Source organism: Pseudomonas fulva, from assembly GCF_023517795.1.
GTDB classification, from domain to species: Bacteria; Pseudomonadota; Gammaproteobacteria; order Pseudomonadales; family Pseudomonadaceae; genus Aquipseudomonas; species Aquipseudomonas fulva_D.
Genome location: NZ_CP082928.1, coordinates 4,767,583 through 4,781,850, shown reverse-complemented (window position 1 = coordinate 4,781,850; position 14,268 = coordinate 4,767,583). Strand labels below are relative to the sequence as shown.

Sequence of the window (14,268 nt, the reverse complement as noted above, 5' to 3'; positions counted from 1 at the left end):
TCAGCCGATCAGCTGCGGAATGTTCATGATCAGGTTCTGCGTGTACTCCATCAGCTGCTGCACCATCCAGGGCCCGGCAACGATCAGGGTCAGCAGCATCACCAGCAGACGCGGCAGGAAGCTCAGGGTCTGTTCGTTGATCTGCGTGGCGGCCTGGAACATGGCCACCAACAGCCCCACCAGCAGGCTGGGCATGACCAGCAGGCCCACCATCAGGGAAATCAGCCAGAGCCCTTCACGGAATAGATCGACAGCAACTTCAGGGGTCATGTGAGCCTCGCTACAAGGTGCCGAAACTGCTGGCCAGGGTGCCCATGATCAACGCCCAGCCGTCGATCAGCACGAACAGCATGATCTTGAACGGCAGCGAGATGATCAGCGGCGACAGCATCATCATGCCCATGGCCATGAGGATACTGGCCACCACCATGTCGATGATCAGAAACGGGATGAAGATCATGAAGCCGATCTGGAACGCGGTCTTGAGCTCCGAGGTCACGAAGGCCGGCACCAGGATGGTCAGCGGCGCCGCTTCCGGGCTGGCGATATCGGTGCGCTGGGACAGGCGCACGAACAGCTCCAGATCGCTCTCGCGGGTCTGCGCCAGCATGAAGTTCTTGATCGGCACCTCCGCCCGCTCGATCGCCTGCTGCGCCGGCAGTTGCTCGTTGAGGTACGGCTGCAGCGCCTCGCGGTTAATCTGGTCGAACACCGGCGCCATGATGAACATCGTCAGGAACAGTGCCAGGCCGATGAGAATCTGGTTGGACGGGGTCTGCTGCAAGCCCAGCGCCTGACGCAGGATGGAGAACACGATGATGATCCGCGTGAAGCTGGTCATCAGCATGAGGAACGCCGGGATGAAGCTCAGCGCCGTCATGATCAGCAGGATCTGCAGGCTGACCGAGTACTCCTGCTGCCCCTCGGCATCAGTGCTCAGGGTGATCGCCGGAATCGACAGCGGATTGCTGCCCTGCTGGATCAGCGGGCTGGGCGATGGCGGCTCCTGGGCAAAGGCCAGCGAAGCTCCTAGCGCGAACACCAGCACAAGCAGAAGTCGCAACATCAGGACTTGTCCTTCTGATCCTTGCCCAGCAGTTCCATGAGGCGCTGGGAAAATTCGCTGGAAGCCGGCTCGGCATCGGGCAGGTGAACCGGCTCGCCCATCACGTGCAGCGGGTTGATACGCCCAGGCGTGAGGCCCAGCAGGATCTGCTCGTTGCCTACCTGCACCAGCACCAGCCGGTCACGGGGGCTCAGCGCCTGGCTGGCGACGATCTTGATCACCTTGCCATTGTTGGGCCCCAGCCGCTGCACGCGGCGCATCATCCAGGCAAGCAGGAAGATCAGGCCGATCACCAGCAGCAGGCCGATCACCAGTTGCGCCAGCTGGCCGGCGATGCCGCCGCTGGCCGCGGGCGCCTGGGTAGCCGGTTCGGCGGCGAATGCGACGCACGGCAGCGCCAGTAGGGTGAGCAGGAGTCTGTTCATGGCGTCAGCGCAGCTTCTTGATGCGTTCACTGGGGCTGATCACGTCGGTCAGGCGGATGCCGAACTTCTCGTTGACCACCACCACCTCGCCATGGGCGATCAGGGTGCCGTTGACCAGCACGTCGAGCGGCTCGCCAGCCAGGCGATCGAGTTCGATCACCGAGCCCTGGTTGAGCTGCAGCAGGTTGCGGATGGTGATGTCGGCATTGCCCACTTCCATGGAGATGGACACCGGAATGTCGAGAATCACATCGAGGTTCGGGCCCTCCAGGCTGACCGGGTTGCTGGCCTTGGGCATGCTGCCGAACTCTTCCATCGGCGCACGCGGCGCAGCCGGCTGGTTGGCTGCACTGGCGGCCAGCATCGCGTCGATATCGTCCTGCCCGCCCGCGTCGCCGGACTCGGACAGCGCCGCCGCCCACTCATCGGCGAGCGCCTGTTCCTCGGGGCTGGTTTGTTCGTTCTCGTCTGCCATCGTTGAACCTCGGCTGGCGTTTATCGGTTTGGCCACGCGCGCCGCGCGGCGGATGATTGGGGGCTAACGGTGCTGGCGGTCCACGGGGTCGAGCACCTGCAGCGACAGGTTGCCCTTGTGCGAGCCCAGCTTGACCTTGAAGGACGGCACGCCGTTGGCACGCAGGATCATGTGCTCGGGCAACTCGACGGGAATCACGTCGCCGGGCTGCATGTGCAGAATGTCGCGCACCTTGAGCTGGCGCCGCGCAACCGTGGCGCTCAACGGCACGCTGACGTCGAGGATGTCTTCGCGCAGGGCCTTGACCCAGCGCTCGTCCTGGTCGTCGACATCGGACTGGAAGCCGGCGTCGAGCATTTCGCGGATCGGCTCGATCATGGCGTAAGGCATGGTCACGTGCAGGTCGCCACCGCCACCGTCGAGCTCGATGTGGAAGGTGGATACCACGATCACTTCGCTGGGGCTGACGATGTTGGCCAGGGCCGGGTTGACCTCCGAGCCTACGTACTCGAAGTTGATGTCCATCACCGCGGCCCAGGCCTCGCGCAGGTCGATGAACGCCTGATCGAGCACCATGCGCACCACCCGCAATTCGGTAGGGGTGAATTCGCGGCCTTCGATCTTGGCGTGGCGGCCATCGCCGCCAAAGAAATTGTCGACCAGCTTGAACACCAGCTTGGCATCGAGAATGAACAGGCCGGTGCCACGCAACGGCTTCATCTTCACCAGGTTGAGGCTGGTGGGCACGTACAGCGAATGCACGTACTCGCCGAATTTCATCACCTGCACGCCGCCGACCGCCACATCGGCGGAGCGGCGCAGCAGGTTGAACATGCTGATGCGTGTGTAGCGCGCGAAACGCTCGTTGATCATCTCCAGGGTCGGCATGCGCCCGCGCACGATGCGATCCTGGCTGGTCAGGTCATATTGCTTGACGCTGCCGGGCTCGACGAACTCCTCGGTCTCCACCAGGCCGTCATCGACCCCGTGCAGCAGCGCATCAATCTCGTCCTGGGACAGCAGGTCTTGTACGGCCATCAGTGAACTCCCGCCCTATTGCAACACGAGGTTGGTGAACAGCACCTGCTCGACGGTCACCTTGCCGGTTTCCTTCTCGGCCAGTTGCTGCACGCTGGCGGTCGCCTGCTGGCGCAGCATTTCCTTGCCGACCGGAGTGATCAGGGTGGCGAAGTCCTGGCTGGAGAACAGCATGACCAGGTTGTTGCGCAGCACCGGCATATGCACTTTCAGCGCATCCAGCGCAGCCTGGTCGCGGGTCATCAGCGCCACGCTGACCTGCATGTAGCGCGCCCTGCCGTTCTGGGTGAAGTTGACCACGAAGGCCGGCGTCAGCTCTTCATAGATGGCCGGCTGCTTGACCGGCGCGGCGTTCTCGGCCTGTTCGTGCTCGGCCTCCGACTTGGCGCTGTCCTTGCTCAGGAAGAACCAGGTGCCACCGATCGATGCCCCGATAGCCAGCAACAGCGCCAGCACGATCACGATGATGAGCTTGAGCTTGCCAGGCGGCTTGCTGCCTGCTTCGGCGGCAGCAGCGGGTGGCGCGTTCTTCTTTGCCATGCCAAAAATCCGTCACGTAGCGGAGAACCCTCCGCTTTCAATGGGTTAAGAGCAAGTGTTATGCCAGCTCACAGACGCGGCTGCAATCACCGAGCGCGCCATGTTACGCGAAAGCATGGAGCCTGACCCGACTGCAGGCGTGCCGTAAAAGCAAATCACCCCGCTCGACGGATCGAGCGGGGTGATTGGAAGTGTAGGGTCTGCTGCCGTTTCATGCACGGCCGCGCCGGAACCACCGCGGTAGGGCGTACCGGGCGGCGTTCCGTTCGCGAAGCAGTACGCCGTTGCCGTTGCCGTTGTGTCAGGATCGGAGGGTTTGGCGGACTGTTCGCTTCGCTCCTGAGTCCGCCCTACACGCTAAGCACGTGCCACTCGTATCAGGCGTAATAGTCGACCATGCCGCGGCCAGCGCCCTGGGCCGGGTCGCGGATCTCGATGCTGCCGATCACGCGCTCCTCGCTCTCGCTGCCTGCCCCGCCCTCGTCCGCCATACGGCTGCCGCGGCCGCGACCCTCGCCTTCCTGGCCCTGCCAGGCGCGGCCCTGGGACTGATCGGAGACATTCACGTCAGCCAGGTTCATGCCCTGCTGGGTGAACATCTCGCGCAGGCGGTGCACCTGGCCTTCCAGGGCCTCGCGTACGCTCGGGTGCGCGCTGGCGAAGCTGATCTGAGTCTGATCCTGGTTCAGGCTGATGCGCACGTCGAGGCGGCCAAGCTCAGCGGGGTCGAGTTGAATCTCCGCGGACTTGAGGTTCTGGCTGGACATCCACATCACCTTGTCCACCACCCCTTCGCTGAAGCCGGCCTGCTGCATGGCCAAGGGTTGGCCGGGTACCACCGGAACACGCCCGACCTGGGAGGCCTGCTGACCAATCGCCTGGCTCAGGGCGCTGAGCTTGCTGACAAACTGCTCCGGCGCAGTGCCCGCCGAACTTTCCTTGAGCGCCTCGAGCGCTTCGCTGCCTAGCTCGAACGACGGCAGCGGGGTCAGGTCGGTCGACTCCCCTTCCTGGGCGCCCGCCTTCATGCCCATGGCTGCCATGGCGCTGGCGAACGCCTGACCGCTGCTGGCCGATGCGGAAGCGGCCGCACCGCCAGGCGTGGTCGTCGACTGCGCGGCGGCCTTTTCCTGCGCGCCGACCTCGAGCGCCAACTGCACGGCAGGTTGCTGATTGAGCGCATCGATTTCCGGATCGAAGCTCGCCTCGGTCATGCTCGCCGGCGCGGAGCCGATCAGGCTGCTCGAGGCCACGGCGGCGGTCGCGGCCTGCCCGTCGGGTTCGGCCTCGACCACCACAGCCTCCGGCTCGGGCTGGAACAGGCCCAGCAGCACCAGTGGGTCGACGGCGTCCTCCTCGAGCGTCGGTTCCTCAGGCAAATCCTTGCCGCTATCGGCAACCGCCGGCTCGGCGGCAGCGGCCGCTGCCGGATCGCTGGCGCCCGCCTGGGGATCGGCCTTGCCATCACGCGCCGACTTCGCGGCGTCTTCCTGGCGCTCGGTGGCCTTGGCCTGGCGCTCCTTGGCATACACCTGCGAGAAGCTGGAAGCCTCCTGCTTGCGCGGCTGCGCGGTGCTCTGCGTATTGGTTGCCGGCGCGGCCTTGGGCTTGGCAGCCGCCGCTGGGGTCAGCAACAGATCAGGGGCAACGGGCATGAATGCTCTCCGCTTGAATTATGACGTATGCCCTCTGTAAGCAAAGGCTGGGCCAACATTCAAGAGGCGGGGCTAGCTGGCGGGAAAACGCTGCCGTTCGGACTTCAGCAGGATCCGCACGATGGCGAACTCGCGCTCGATGCGCGCGACCAGGTGCGCCGACCCGGCCAGTTCACCACGCCGCGCCAGCTCTTCGAGTTCCCGGCAGGACTCGGCCAGCACCTTGGCGCCCATGTTGCTGCAGCTGCCCTTGAAACTGTGCGCGGCGCGGCGCATGGCCTGGGCATCCTGATCGTGCTCGGCATTTTTCAGCAGGCGCAGGCGCTCTTCGGAGTCGGTCACGAAGGTATCCAGCAGCACCGGATATTCGTCCTCCATGATGTCCTGCAGGGTATTGAGTACATCGCGATCCAGATGATTGTCGGACACCCTAGACTCCAGGCCAGCCTCGAACGACGGTTCGCCGCCGCGCGCACCTTTGTGCGTGACACGCGAGAGCAGGCCGATTATGCCTGCGTGGCCCAGGAAAACTCCACTCTGACCCGACGCCCGTCAGGCGCCCACTCACAGCGCTCGCTGAGCTGGCGGATCAGCCCCATGCCGCGCCCACTGAAGCCGCTCGCCGTGCGCTGGCGCGCCAGTACCGCTGCAGGGTCGAAGCCTGCGCCACTGTCCTCGACCGTCAGGGTCAGGCAGCCGCCGCCCGGTTGCTGGCGCACGTCGAAGGCCACGCTGACGCAGCCATCCTGCAAGGTATCGAGCCGCTCGGCGCGCAACCGGTAGTACTCGGCGAAACCGGCCGCGTCACGCTTGAGCGAGGAGTCCAGCGCCAGCACGCCATGTTCGAGCGCATTGGTGTACAGCTCGCACAGCACGCTGTAGAGATTGCCGCCATTGCCACGCAGGCCCGGCACTTCGAGCAGCAACTGCAACAGGTGCGGCAAGGGATAGAAGTCGCGCAAGGTGGAACCGCGAAAATCATAGCGGGCCGACCAGTTCTCCGGGCCGGCGTGGGACTCACTCGCCGGCAGCGGCGGCCGCACGACCGCGTCCTCCGCGATCATGGTCACTTCGACCAGGCTGACGTCATCGCGGGCTTCGCCATGGAAGGCCTGAAGGGCCTGGCGAATATCGGCGAACAGCCGCGACGGATCACGGCTGCCATCGAGCACGTCGAGCAGGCGCTGTTCGCCGAACAGCTCGTCGCGCTCGTTCTGCGCTTCGAGTACGCCGTCGGAGAGCAGGAAAACCCGGTCGCCCAGCTCCAGCGCGTAGGATTCGTAGTCATCGCGGAAACTCTCCGGCTCGAGCACGCCCAGCGGCAGATGGCGGGAGACCAGCGGTACTCGCTCGCCGCTGCCGTGGCGAAGCACATAACCGGCCGGCAGCCCGCCGCCCCAGAAGTCGACCGTCCGGCGGCGGAAACTGATGCTCAACAGGGTGGCGCAGCAGAACACCCCGCGAGGCAGGATGCGGCGCAACTTGGCATTGCTCTCGTGGAGAATTTCCACCAGCGAATGCCCTTTGCCCGTCATGCGGTAGAAGACGTCCGCCAAGGGCATGGCGCCGATCGCGGCAGGCAAGCCATGCCCGGTGAAGTCACCAAGCAGCACGTGCATGTCGCCGCTGGGGTGAAAGGCGGCCAGCAACAGGTCGCCATTGAACAGCGCGTAGGGCGACTGCAGGTAACGCACATTGCCGGAACCCAGGCAACCGGAGTGGGCCACCTTGTCGAACACCGCCTTGGCGACCAGCTGCTCGTTCTGCAGGTGTTCGTTGTGCCGCGCGATCTGGTCGCGCTGGCGCAGCACCTCCTGGTGCAGGCGCCGCAGGCGGTCCATGGCATTGATCTTGGCTTCGAGAATCACCCGGCTGTAGGGCTTGGCGAGAAAGTCATCGCCGCCCGCCTCCAGGCAGCTGACCAACGCCTCGTCTTCGCTCATCGAGGTCAGGAAGATGATTGGCACCATGGATTCACCGGCCATGGCCTTGATCCGCCTGGCCGCCTCGAAGCCGTCCATCACCGGCATCAGCGCATCCATCAGCACCAGTTGCGGGCGCTGCGACTCGAACAGCGCGACCGCCTCGAGGCCGTTGGCAGCCACCAATACCCGATGCCCCTGGCGACCGACGATGGTCGACAACAGCATGCGGTCAGTGGCGCTGTCCTCGGCAATCAGGATGGTCAGGGAAGAGGCGTTCATCGCGCCTCAATCGATCTGGAAAAGCTGTTCGAAGTTGGAGATGGAGAGAATCTTGCGCACGTCGGCATTGCAGTTGAGCAGGCGGATCTGCGCGCGGTCGCCCCCGGCATGATCACGCAGCAGCAACAACATGCCCAGCGCCGAGCTGTCCAGATAGGTCGTTCCCTTGAGATCGACCGTATAACGCTTGGGACGGATATCGACGCGTTCGTAGGCGCGGCGAAATTCCTGATGGGCGCCGAAATCGAAGCGACCCTGAATGGTGATGGTCAACTCTTGCCCGTCTTCCGAAGGCAGCGAGGTGATGGGCATGAAACACTCCTTGATATCCGGGATAACCCGCAGCCCGCTAAGGCGGGTCAACGTGGCCGAAGCAGCTCCGTGGAGCGGCCGATAAGCTGTTGACCCGTGTGGTGACGCGGTGTCTCACCTGTTTTTCCTGGCCCTGCCCAGCCCGCGGTCCGGCGATGCTGAATTCCGGCCTAAGAAGATTTAGCACTAGCCCGCCCAAGCGGCAACCATCATTCCAGGGAATCGCGTCGCGGAATGCGCTGGGACAGCTCGTCGAGCAGCTTCTGCTCACGCTTGTCCTCGGCCAGGCGTGCTTCGTCCAGGTAGCGCTGCACCAGCTTGCGCAGCCCTTCCAGGCGCGCGTAGCGCTGTTGCCAGACCTCGCGCACCTTGTCCAGGTTGTTGCGGTGCCAGTTGACCGCCTGCTGCTGCTGGGCGATCGCCACGTCGAGCTGGGACAGGAAGCGCTGATAGTTCATCAGCCACTGGCCGGATACACCGCGCTGGCCCTCGCTCATCCATTGCTGCTGATAGCCCTGCAGGTAATTTTCCAGGTCCGCGAGCTTGTTCTGCGCCTGCCCCAGCAGGCCCTGAGCGCGCCCCAGCTGCAAGGCGGCTTCGCGTTCGGCCTTCTCGGCCATGTCGACCACCGGCGCCAGACGCGCCGCTCGGCTGGCGGCCACGGCTTAGGATGCCGCCGAGGGGTTGAGCACCGCGGCGAGCAGCTCGCGGCTGCTCGCCAGGCTCTCGCTCTCGCCCAGGGCCTGGCGCAGGTAACGCACCATGACCGGCTGGCGGGCGATGGCCAGGTCGGTGTCGGCGTCGCCACCCGGCACGTAGGCGCCGACGCTGATCAGGTCGCGGCTCTGCTGGTAACGCGACCACAGCTGCTTGAAGCGCTGGGCGTTGCGCATGTGCTCGGGACTGACCACCTGAGGCATGACCCGGCTGATCGAGGCTTCGATATCGATGGCCGGGTAATGCCCCTCCTCGGCCAAACGCCGGGACAACACGAAGTGGCCGTCGAGCACGCCGCGGGCGGCGTCGGCAATCGGGTCCTGCTGATCATCGCCTTCGGACAACACGGTGTAGAAGGCAGTGATCGAACCGCCGCCCGCCTCGGCGTTACCGGCCCGCTCGACCAGGCGCGGCAGCTTGGCGAACACCGACGGTGGATAGCCCTTGGTCGCTGGCGGCTCGCCGATGGCCAGGGCGATTTCCCGCTGGGCCTGGGCGAAACGGGTCAGCGAGTCCATCAGCAACAGGACGTTCTTGCCCTTGTCGCGGAAATATTCGGCGATCCGCGTGCAGTACATGGCGGCGCGCAGACGCATCAGCGGCGCGTCATCGGCGGGTGAAGCGACGACCACCGAACGCTTGATGCCCTCCTCGCCAAGAATCTCGTCGATGAATTCCTTGACCTCGCGGCCCCGCTCACCGATCAGCCCGACCACGATGATCTCGGCCTCGGTGAAACGCGTCATCATGCCCAGCAGCACCGACTTACCGACGCCGGTACCGGCGAACAGACCCAGGCGCTGGCCGCGGCCGACGGTGAGCAGCCCGTTGATGCTGCGGATGCCGACATCCAGCGGTTCGCTGATCGGATGACGCTTGAGGGGGTTGATGGTCGGCCCATCCATCGGCACCCAGTCCTCGGCCTTCATGCCGCCCTTGCCGTCCAGGGCGCGGCCGGCGCCATCGAGCACCCGGCCGAGCATCGACATGCCCATGGGCAGGCGCCCGGTGTCCGGCAGCGGCACCACCCGAGCGCCCGGCGCGATACCAGCCAGGCTGCCCACCGGCATCAGGTAGATCTTGCCGGAGGAAAAGCCCATCACCTCGGCCTCGACCTGCACCGGATGGTAGCTGTCGTCGTTGATCACCAGGCAGCGGCTGCCCAGGGCGGCGCGCAGGCCCTCGGCCTCCAGGGTGAGGCCGACCATGCGCAGCAGGCGGCCTTCGACGATGGGCTGGGTGGGCAGTTTGACGGCCTCGCCATAGCCATCCAGGCGGCGGGCGAAACTGAGGCGCTCAAGGCGCATCGTTGGCATCCAGATCGATGACCATGTCGGCGGCGCGCGGCGTGGTGGCATGCTCGCGCTGCTGCTCGAACAGTTGCTTGAGTGCCTGGCTCAGCCGGGTCTCGACACTGGCATCGATGCGGCTGTGCTCGCTTTCCACGCGGCACCCGCCGGGCAGCAGCGAATCGTCTTCGAGAATCCGCCAGTTTTCCTCGTGGCGATCGCGCAGCGTCTTGACCAGCTCGAAATCCTGGGGGTTGAGGTGGATGCGGATGTTTTCCGCGCCCATCGGCAGCAACTTGAGAGCCTCGCGCAGCACCTGGCGGATCTGGCTGGAGTCGCGGCTCAGCTCACGCTGGATGACTTCACGGGTCACCTGGCCGACCAGGGTCACCAGGGCCACTTCCAGTTGCTGGTCCTGCTCGGCGATCGGCTCGAGCAGATGGCGCATGACCTGCTCGAGCGCCTGGACCCGCCCGGCCAGGGCGGCGTCTGCCTCCTGCTTGGCCTTGAGCTGGCCGGCCCGGAAGCCATCCTTTTCGCCGGTGGCGAAGCCCTCGTTATAGGCGTCCTGGCGAATGGCCTCGAGCTCATCGAGCGTCAAGGGTTTGACATCCTCGAGGGCCACCTCCTCGCTTTCCTGCACCACGGGTGCAGGCTCGGCAGCCACCGGCTCCGGCGCGGGCGCCTCGGCCTGCGACTCGTCATGCTCGTCGAAGCTGGGCAGCGACCAGCGGTCGACGCTGCCCAGATCCTTGGCGCGAATCAGCTCGCTGACCGGCTCCTTGGCTACCATGGGTTACACCATCTCCTCGCCGCCCTTGCCGCCAAGCACGATCTCGCCGGCCTCGGCCATGCGCCGGGCAATGGTGAGGATTTCCTTCTGCGCCGTTTCCACGTCGCTGACCCGCACCGGCCCCTTGGCCTCCAGGTCATCACGCAGCAGCTCGGCCGCACGTTTGGACATGTTCTTGAAGACCTTTTCCTTGATCGCCTCGTCGGCGCCCTTGAGGGCCAGCACCAGCACGTCGGACGACACCTCGCGCAGCAGCGCCTGGATACCGCGGTCGTCGACATCGGCCAGGTTGTCGAAGACGAACATCAGGTCCTCGATCTGCGACGACAGGTCCTCGTCGATCTCGCGGATCGAATCCATCAGCGGCCCTTCGACCGAGCTGTCGAGGAAGTTCATGATGTCTGCGGCACGCTTCACGCCGCCCATGGTGGCGCGGGTGGTGTTGGAGCTGCCGGAGAACTGCTTCTCCAGGATCAGGTTCAACTCCTTGAGCGCCGCCGGCTGTACGGTATTCAGCGACGAGACGCGCAGGACGATGTCCAGGCGTACCTTGTGATCGAAGTGGCCCAGCACTTCGCCGGCCTGGTCGGGGTCCAGGTAGGCGACCACGATGGCCTGGATCTGCGGGTGCTCGTAACGAATCACGTCGGCGACCGCGCGCGGTTCCATCCACTTCAGACTGTCCAGGCCGCTGGTGCTGCCGCCCAGCAGGATGCGATCGATCAGGTTGCCGGCCTTGTCCTCGCCAAGCGCCTGGGTGAGCATCTTGCGGATGTAGCCGTCGGCGCCCACGCCCAGGCTGGTCTGGTCGCCCACGGTCTCGACGAATTCGCCCATCACCTGCTCGACCTGCTCGCGATGGATGTTGCGCATGGCGGCCATGGCCACGCCCACGCGCTGGACCTCCTTGGGCCCCAGGTGGCGCAGCACCTGAGCGGCATCGGTTTCACCGAGCGAGAGCAGCAGAATCGCGGCCTTCTCGACCTTGCTCATCTTGGCGGTGGTGCGGTTCTCATTCATCGGCATTGATCCAGTCTTTGACTACCTGGGCGACCCGGCCCGGATCTTCGGCGACCAGACTCTTGATCGCGTTCAGTTGTGCATCATACCCCTCGCTCGGGCTTGGCAACATAATGCTTTGCGGCCCGCCAAGGCTTACCCGATCGGAGGCCAGGCCGTCCATGCCGCCCATTTCGCCGAGGTCGACATCGCCATCGCGGCCGCCGCCAGCCAGGGCCAGTTCCTTGTTCTTGCCGCCACCGGTGATGTTGTTCAGCACCGGGCGCAGCACGAACCACACCAGCAGGAAGATCAGCAGCGCCGGGAACAGCGACTTGAGGCCGCCCATGGCCATCAGGAACAGCTCGCTCTGGTACCACGGCACTTCGATCACTTCCGCGGTTTCACTGCTGAACGGCGTGTTGATCACGCTGACGCTGTCGCCACGGCTGGCATCGAAGCCGACTGAGTCCTGCACCAGGCGGGTGAAGCGCGCCAGGTCGTCGCTGGTCCACGGCACCCGGGTGGCTTCGCCGGTGGCCGGGTCGACGCGCATCTGGTCATCCACCACCACGGCGACGGAAAGCCGGCGCAAGCGCCCCTGCTGCTGCTTGGTGTAGCTGACCGAACGATCGAGTTCGAAGTTGCGGGTCGACTGGTCGCGCTTGTCGGCCGGGTACGGCGCCAGCATCGGCTGGCCGGTGGCCGGGTCCATGATCTGCTGGCCATTGGCATCGACCAGCGGCTGGCCGGGAGCGACCGGCCCACCGGGCGCGGCGGCACCACCGGCCTGCTGCGGTGCGGCAGCCGGGCCAGGCGGTTGATTGCTCAGTGCCCCCGGCACGCCCTGGGGGCCGCTGCCGCTGCTGCGTTGCTCATTGACCTGCTGCTCGCTGCGCAGCGCTGGCTGATCCGGGTTGAAGGTTTCCGAGGTCGACTCGACGGCGCTGAAGTCCACGTCGGCGGACACTTCGGCCTTGTAACGGCCGACGCCAAGCACCGGCTGCAGGATGTTGTGCACGCGCTGGGTGAACAGGCTCTCCATGCGGCGGCTGTAGTCGAACTGCTTGCCGGCCATGCTCAGCTCGGACATTTCCTGCTGATCGGACAGCAGGTTGCCCTTCTGGTCGACCACGGTGACCTGGCCCTTGTCCATCTCCGGCACGCTGCTGGCCACCAGGTTGACGATGGCCATCACCTGGCTCGGCTCCAGGCTGCGCCCGGCGTACAGCTCGACCAGCACCGAGGCGCTGGGCTTGCGCTCGTCGCGCACGAACACCGAACTCTTCGGGATCGCCAGGTGAACGCGGGCGGCCTTGACGTTGTTGAGGCTCGACACGGTGCGCGCCAGTTCGCCTTCCAGGCCGCGACGGTAGCGGGTCGCTTCCATGAACTGGCTGGTGCCCAGGCCCTGCTCCTTGTCGAGGATCTCGAAACCGATGCTGGTGTCGGTCGGCGCCACGCCGGCGGACGCCAGGCGAATGCGCGCCTGGGCCAGGTCCGAGGACTTGACCAGCAGGGCGCCGGAGTTCGGCTCCACGGTGTAATCGATGTTGGCGGCGGTCAGGGTTTCCATCACGCCACGCGCATCCATGCCCTCGAGGCTGCCGTACAGCGGCTTGTACTCGGGCTGCTGGGACCACAGCACCACGGCGAAGCCGATCGCCACGCTGGCGGCCAGGCCAACCAGCAGGCCCGCCTGACGCAGCAACGGCATGTCGGACAGGTTTTCCAGGAAGGTCAGCCCGAACAGCGGCTTCTTCGGCGCGTTGTCGGCGGCGGTGGCAGGTACGTTTGCGGCGAGAGCGTCGGCCATGATCGAAATCTACCCCTTAAACCGGCATCTGCATGATGTCTTGATAGGCCTGAACCAGCTTGTTGCGCACTTGAGTCATGGCCTGGAACGAGACGCTGGATTTCTGCGAGGCGATCATCACGTCGGTCAGGTCGACGCCGCTCTGGCCCATTTCGAAGGCGTTGGCCAGCTGGCCGGCGGCCTGTTGGGTTTCGCTGACCTTGTTCACCGCCTGCCCGAGCATGTCCGAGAAGCTCGGCGCGCCGACTTCCTGGGCCTGGGGCACGGCTGGCTTGCGCGCCATGGCCTCGGCCTGCATGGAGCGCATTTCCAGCATTAGACGGTTGAACGCGACACCCTGACTCATGACCCTTCCTCCACTGACCGCGGTTTTTTGACGCCGCGAGTGCTTTGCTGAAGGTATTTGCAACAAGGGTGCCAACTACCTTCGCGCCATCAATCCGTGGCTACCAGGCAGACGAAGCAGAAACCGCGCCAGTCTTGCCCCTCGGCTCGCGATGGAGAGGCGGTGACGAAAAGCCGTTGCCCATGAAAAAGCCGCGCCCCCCGAAGGAGGCGCGGCCTGGGACACCAGCAGCTACTGGCCGACGGTCAGCTTGTCGCGGTTGCGTTCGAGCAGGGCTTCACCGATGCCCTTGACTTCGAGCAGTTCGTCCACCGAGGCGAACTCACCGTGGGTATCGCGATAAGCGACGATGGCCTGTGCCTTTACCGCACCGACGCCACTGAGCTCGCGCTGCAGGGTCTCGGCGTCGGCAGTATTGAGGTTGATGGGATTGAGTTCGGCCACTTGCCGGGCCACGGGCTCGGTAGCGGGTGCATTCGCCGCCTCATTGGCGCTGGCCAGCCATGACGCACTGGCAACCACGGAAAACAGCAGGGCTTGCAGGGTAGTTTTCAGCATGATCAACATCCTCTGTAAGTTCCACTCGAGTTGAG

General features: G+C 65.1%; 17 protein-coding genes. All 17 read right to left on the bottom strand.

Annotation, left to right across the window (positions count from 1 at the left end; genetic code table 11):
- Positions 1 to 270 (bottom strand): flagellar biosynthesis protein FliQ, encoded by a 270-nt coding sequence (fliQ, locus tag K8U54_RS22095; RefSeq protein WP_013791040.1) that lies wholly within the window; start codon positions 268 to 270, stop codon positions 1 to 3.
- Positions 271 to 280: 10 nt separating this feature from the next.
- Positions 281 to 1,066, bottom strand: a complete 786-nt coding sequence (gene fliP, locus K8U54_RS22090) for a flagellar type III secretion system pore protein FliP (RefSeq protein WP_249907816.1) — start codon at positions 1,064 to 1,066, stop codon at positions 281 to 283.
- Positions 1,066 to 1,491, bottom strand: coding sequence for a flagellar biosynthetic protein FliO (gene fliO / locus K8U54_RS22085; RefSeq protein ID WP_249907815.1), 426 nt, complete (start codon positions 1,489 to 1,491; stop codon positions 1,066 to 1,068). The genes fliP and fliO overlap by 1 nt, the downstream gene beginning before the upstream one ends.
- Positions 1,492 to 1,495: 4 nt before the next feature.
- Complete coding sequence (gene fliN, locus K8U54_RS22080; RefSeq protein WP_249907814.1) at positions 1,496 to 1,966, bottom strand: flagellar motor switch protein FliN; 471 nt, start codon at positions 1,964 to 1,966, stop codon at positions 1,496 to 1,498.
- A gap of 63 nt (positions 1,967 to 2,029) precedes the next feature.
- Positions 2,030 to 3,004 (bottom strand): flagellar motor switch protein FliM, encoded by a 975-nt coding sequence (fliM, locus tag K8U54_RS22075; RefSeq protein ID WP_070886353.1) that lies wholly within the window; start codon positions 3,002 to 3,004, stop codon positions 2,030 to 2,032.
- Positions 3,005 to 3,019: 15 nt separating this feature from the next.
- On the bottom strand, positions 3,020 to 3,544 hold the full coding sequence (gene fliL, locus K8U54_RS22070; RefSeq protein WP_249907813.1) for a flagellar basal body-associated protein FliL: 525 nt from the start codon (positions 3,542 to 3,544) through the stop codon (positions 3,020 to 3,022).
- A gap of 377 nt (positions 3,545 to 3,921) precedes the next feature.
- On the bottom strand, positions 3,922 to 5,199 hold the full coding sequence (locus K8U54_RS22065; protein ID WP_249907812.1) for a flagellar hook-length control protein FliK: 1,278 nt from the start codon (positions 5,197 to 5,199) through the stop codon (positions 3,922 to 3,924).
- A gap of 72 nt (positions 5,200 to 5,271) precedes the next feature.
- The gene (locus K8U54_RS22060) at positions 5,272 to 5,628 is read right to left on the bottom strand and encodes an Hpt domain-containing protein (RefSeq protein WP_249907811.1); all 357 of its coding nucleotides are present in this window, start codon (positions 5,626 to 5,628) and stop codon (positions 5,272 to 5,274) included.
- Positions 5,629 to 5,705: 77 nt separating this feature from the next.
- The gene (locus K8U54_RS22055) at positions 5,706 to 7,403 is read right to left on the bottom strand and encodes an ATP-binding SpoIIE family protein phosphatase (RefSeq protein WP_249907810.1); all 1,698 of its coding nucleotides are present in this window, start codon (positions 7,401 to 7,403) and stop codon (positions 5,706 to 5,708) included.
- 6 nt (positions 7,404 to 7,409) lie between these two features.
- Positions 7,410 to 7,715 (bottom strand): STAS domain-containing protein, encoded by a 306-nt coding sequence (locus tag K8U54_RS22050; protein ID WP_013791031.1) that lies wholly within the window; start codon positions 7,713 to 7,715, stop codon positions 7,410 to 7,412.
- Positions 7,716 to 7,924: 209 nt separating this feature from the next.
- Complete coding sequence (gene fliJ / locus K8U54_RS22045) at positions 7,925 to 8,377, bottom strand: flagellar export protein FliJ (RefSeq protein ID WP_070886359.1); 453 nt, start codon at positions 8,375 to 8,377, stop codon at positions 7,925 to 7,927.
- A gap of 3 nt (positions 8,378 to 8,380) precedes the next feature.
- Positions 8,381 to 9,739, bottom strand: a complete 1,359-nt coding sequence (gene fliI, locus K8U54_RS22040; RefSeq protein ID WP_249907809.1) for a flagellar protein export ATPase FliI — start codon at positions 9,737 to 9,739, stop codon at positions 8,381 to 8,383.
- Positions 9,729 to 10,514 carry a flagellar assembly protein FliH gene (fliH, locus tag K8U54_RS22035; RefSeq protein WP_249907808.1) on the bottom strand — a complete coding sequence of 262 codons (786 nt, stop codon included), beginning with the start codon at positions 10,512 to 10,514 and terminating at the stop codon, positions 9,729 to 9,731. The genes fliI and fliH overlap by 11 nt, the downstream gene beginning before the upstream one ends.
- A gap of 3 nt (positions 10,515 to 10,517) precedes the next feature.
- Positions 10,518 to 11,534: a flagellar motor switch protein FliG gene (fliG, locus tag K8U54_RS22030; RefSeq protein ID WP_249907807.1), complete on the bottom strand. Its 1,017-nt coding sequence runs from the start codon at positions 11,532 to 11,534 to the stop codon at positions 10,518 to 10,520.
- The gene (gene fliF / locus K8U54_RS22025; protein WP_249907806.1) at positions 11,527 to 13,329 is read right to left on the bottom strand and encodes a flagellar basal-body MS-ring/collar protein FliF; all 1,803 of its coding nucleotides are present in this window, start codon (positions 13,327 to 13,329) and stop codon (positions 11,527 to 11,529) included. Before fliF ends, fliG begins: the two co-directional genes overlap by 8 nt.
- Positions 13,330 to 13,345: 16 nt before the next feature.
- Complete coding sequence (gene fliE / locus K8U54_RS22020; RefSeq protein ID WP_070886364.1) at positions 13,346 to 13,675, bottom strand: flagellar hook-basal body complex protein FliE; 330 nt, start codon at positions 13,673 to 13,675, stop codon at positions 13,346 to 13,348.
- 231 nt (positions 13,676 to 13,906) lie between these two features.
- The gene (locus K8U54_RS22015) at positions 13,907 to 14,233 is read right to left on the bottom strand and encodes a ComEA family DNA-binding protein (protein WP_249907805.1); all 327 of its coding nucleotides are present in this window, start codon (positions 14,231 to 14,233) and stop codon (positions 13,907 to 13,909) included.
- Between the last annotated feature and the right edge of the window lie 35 nt (positions 14,234 to 14,268).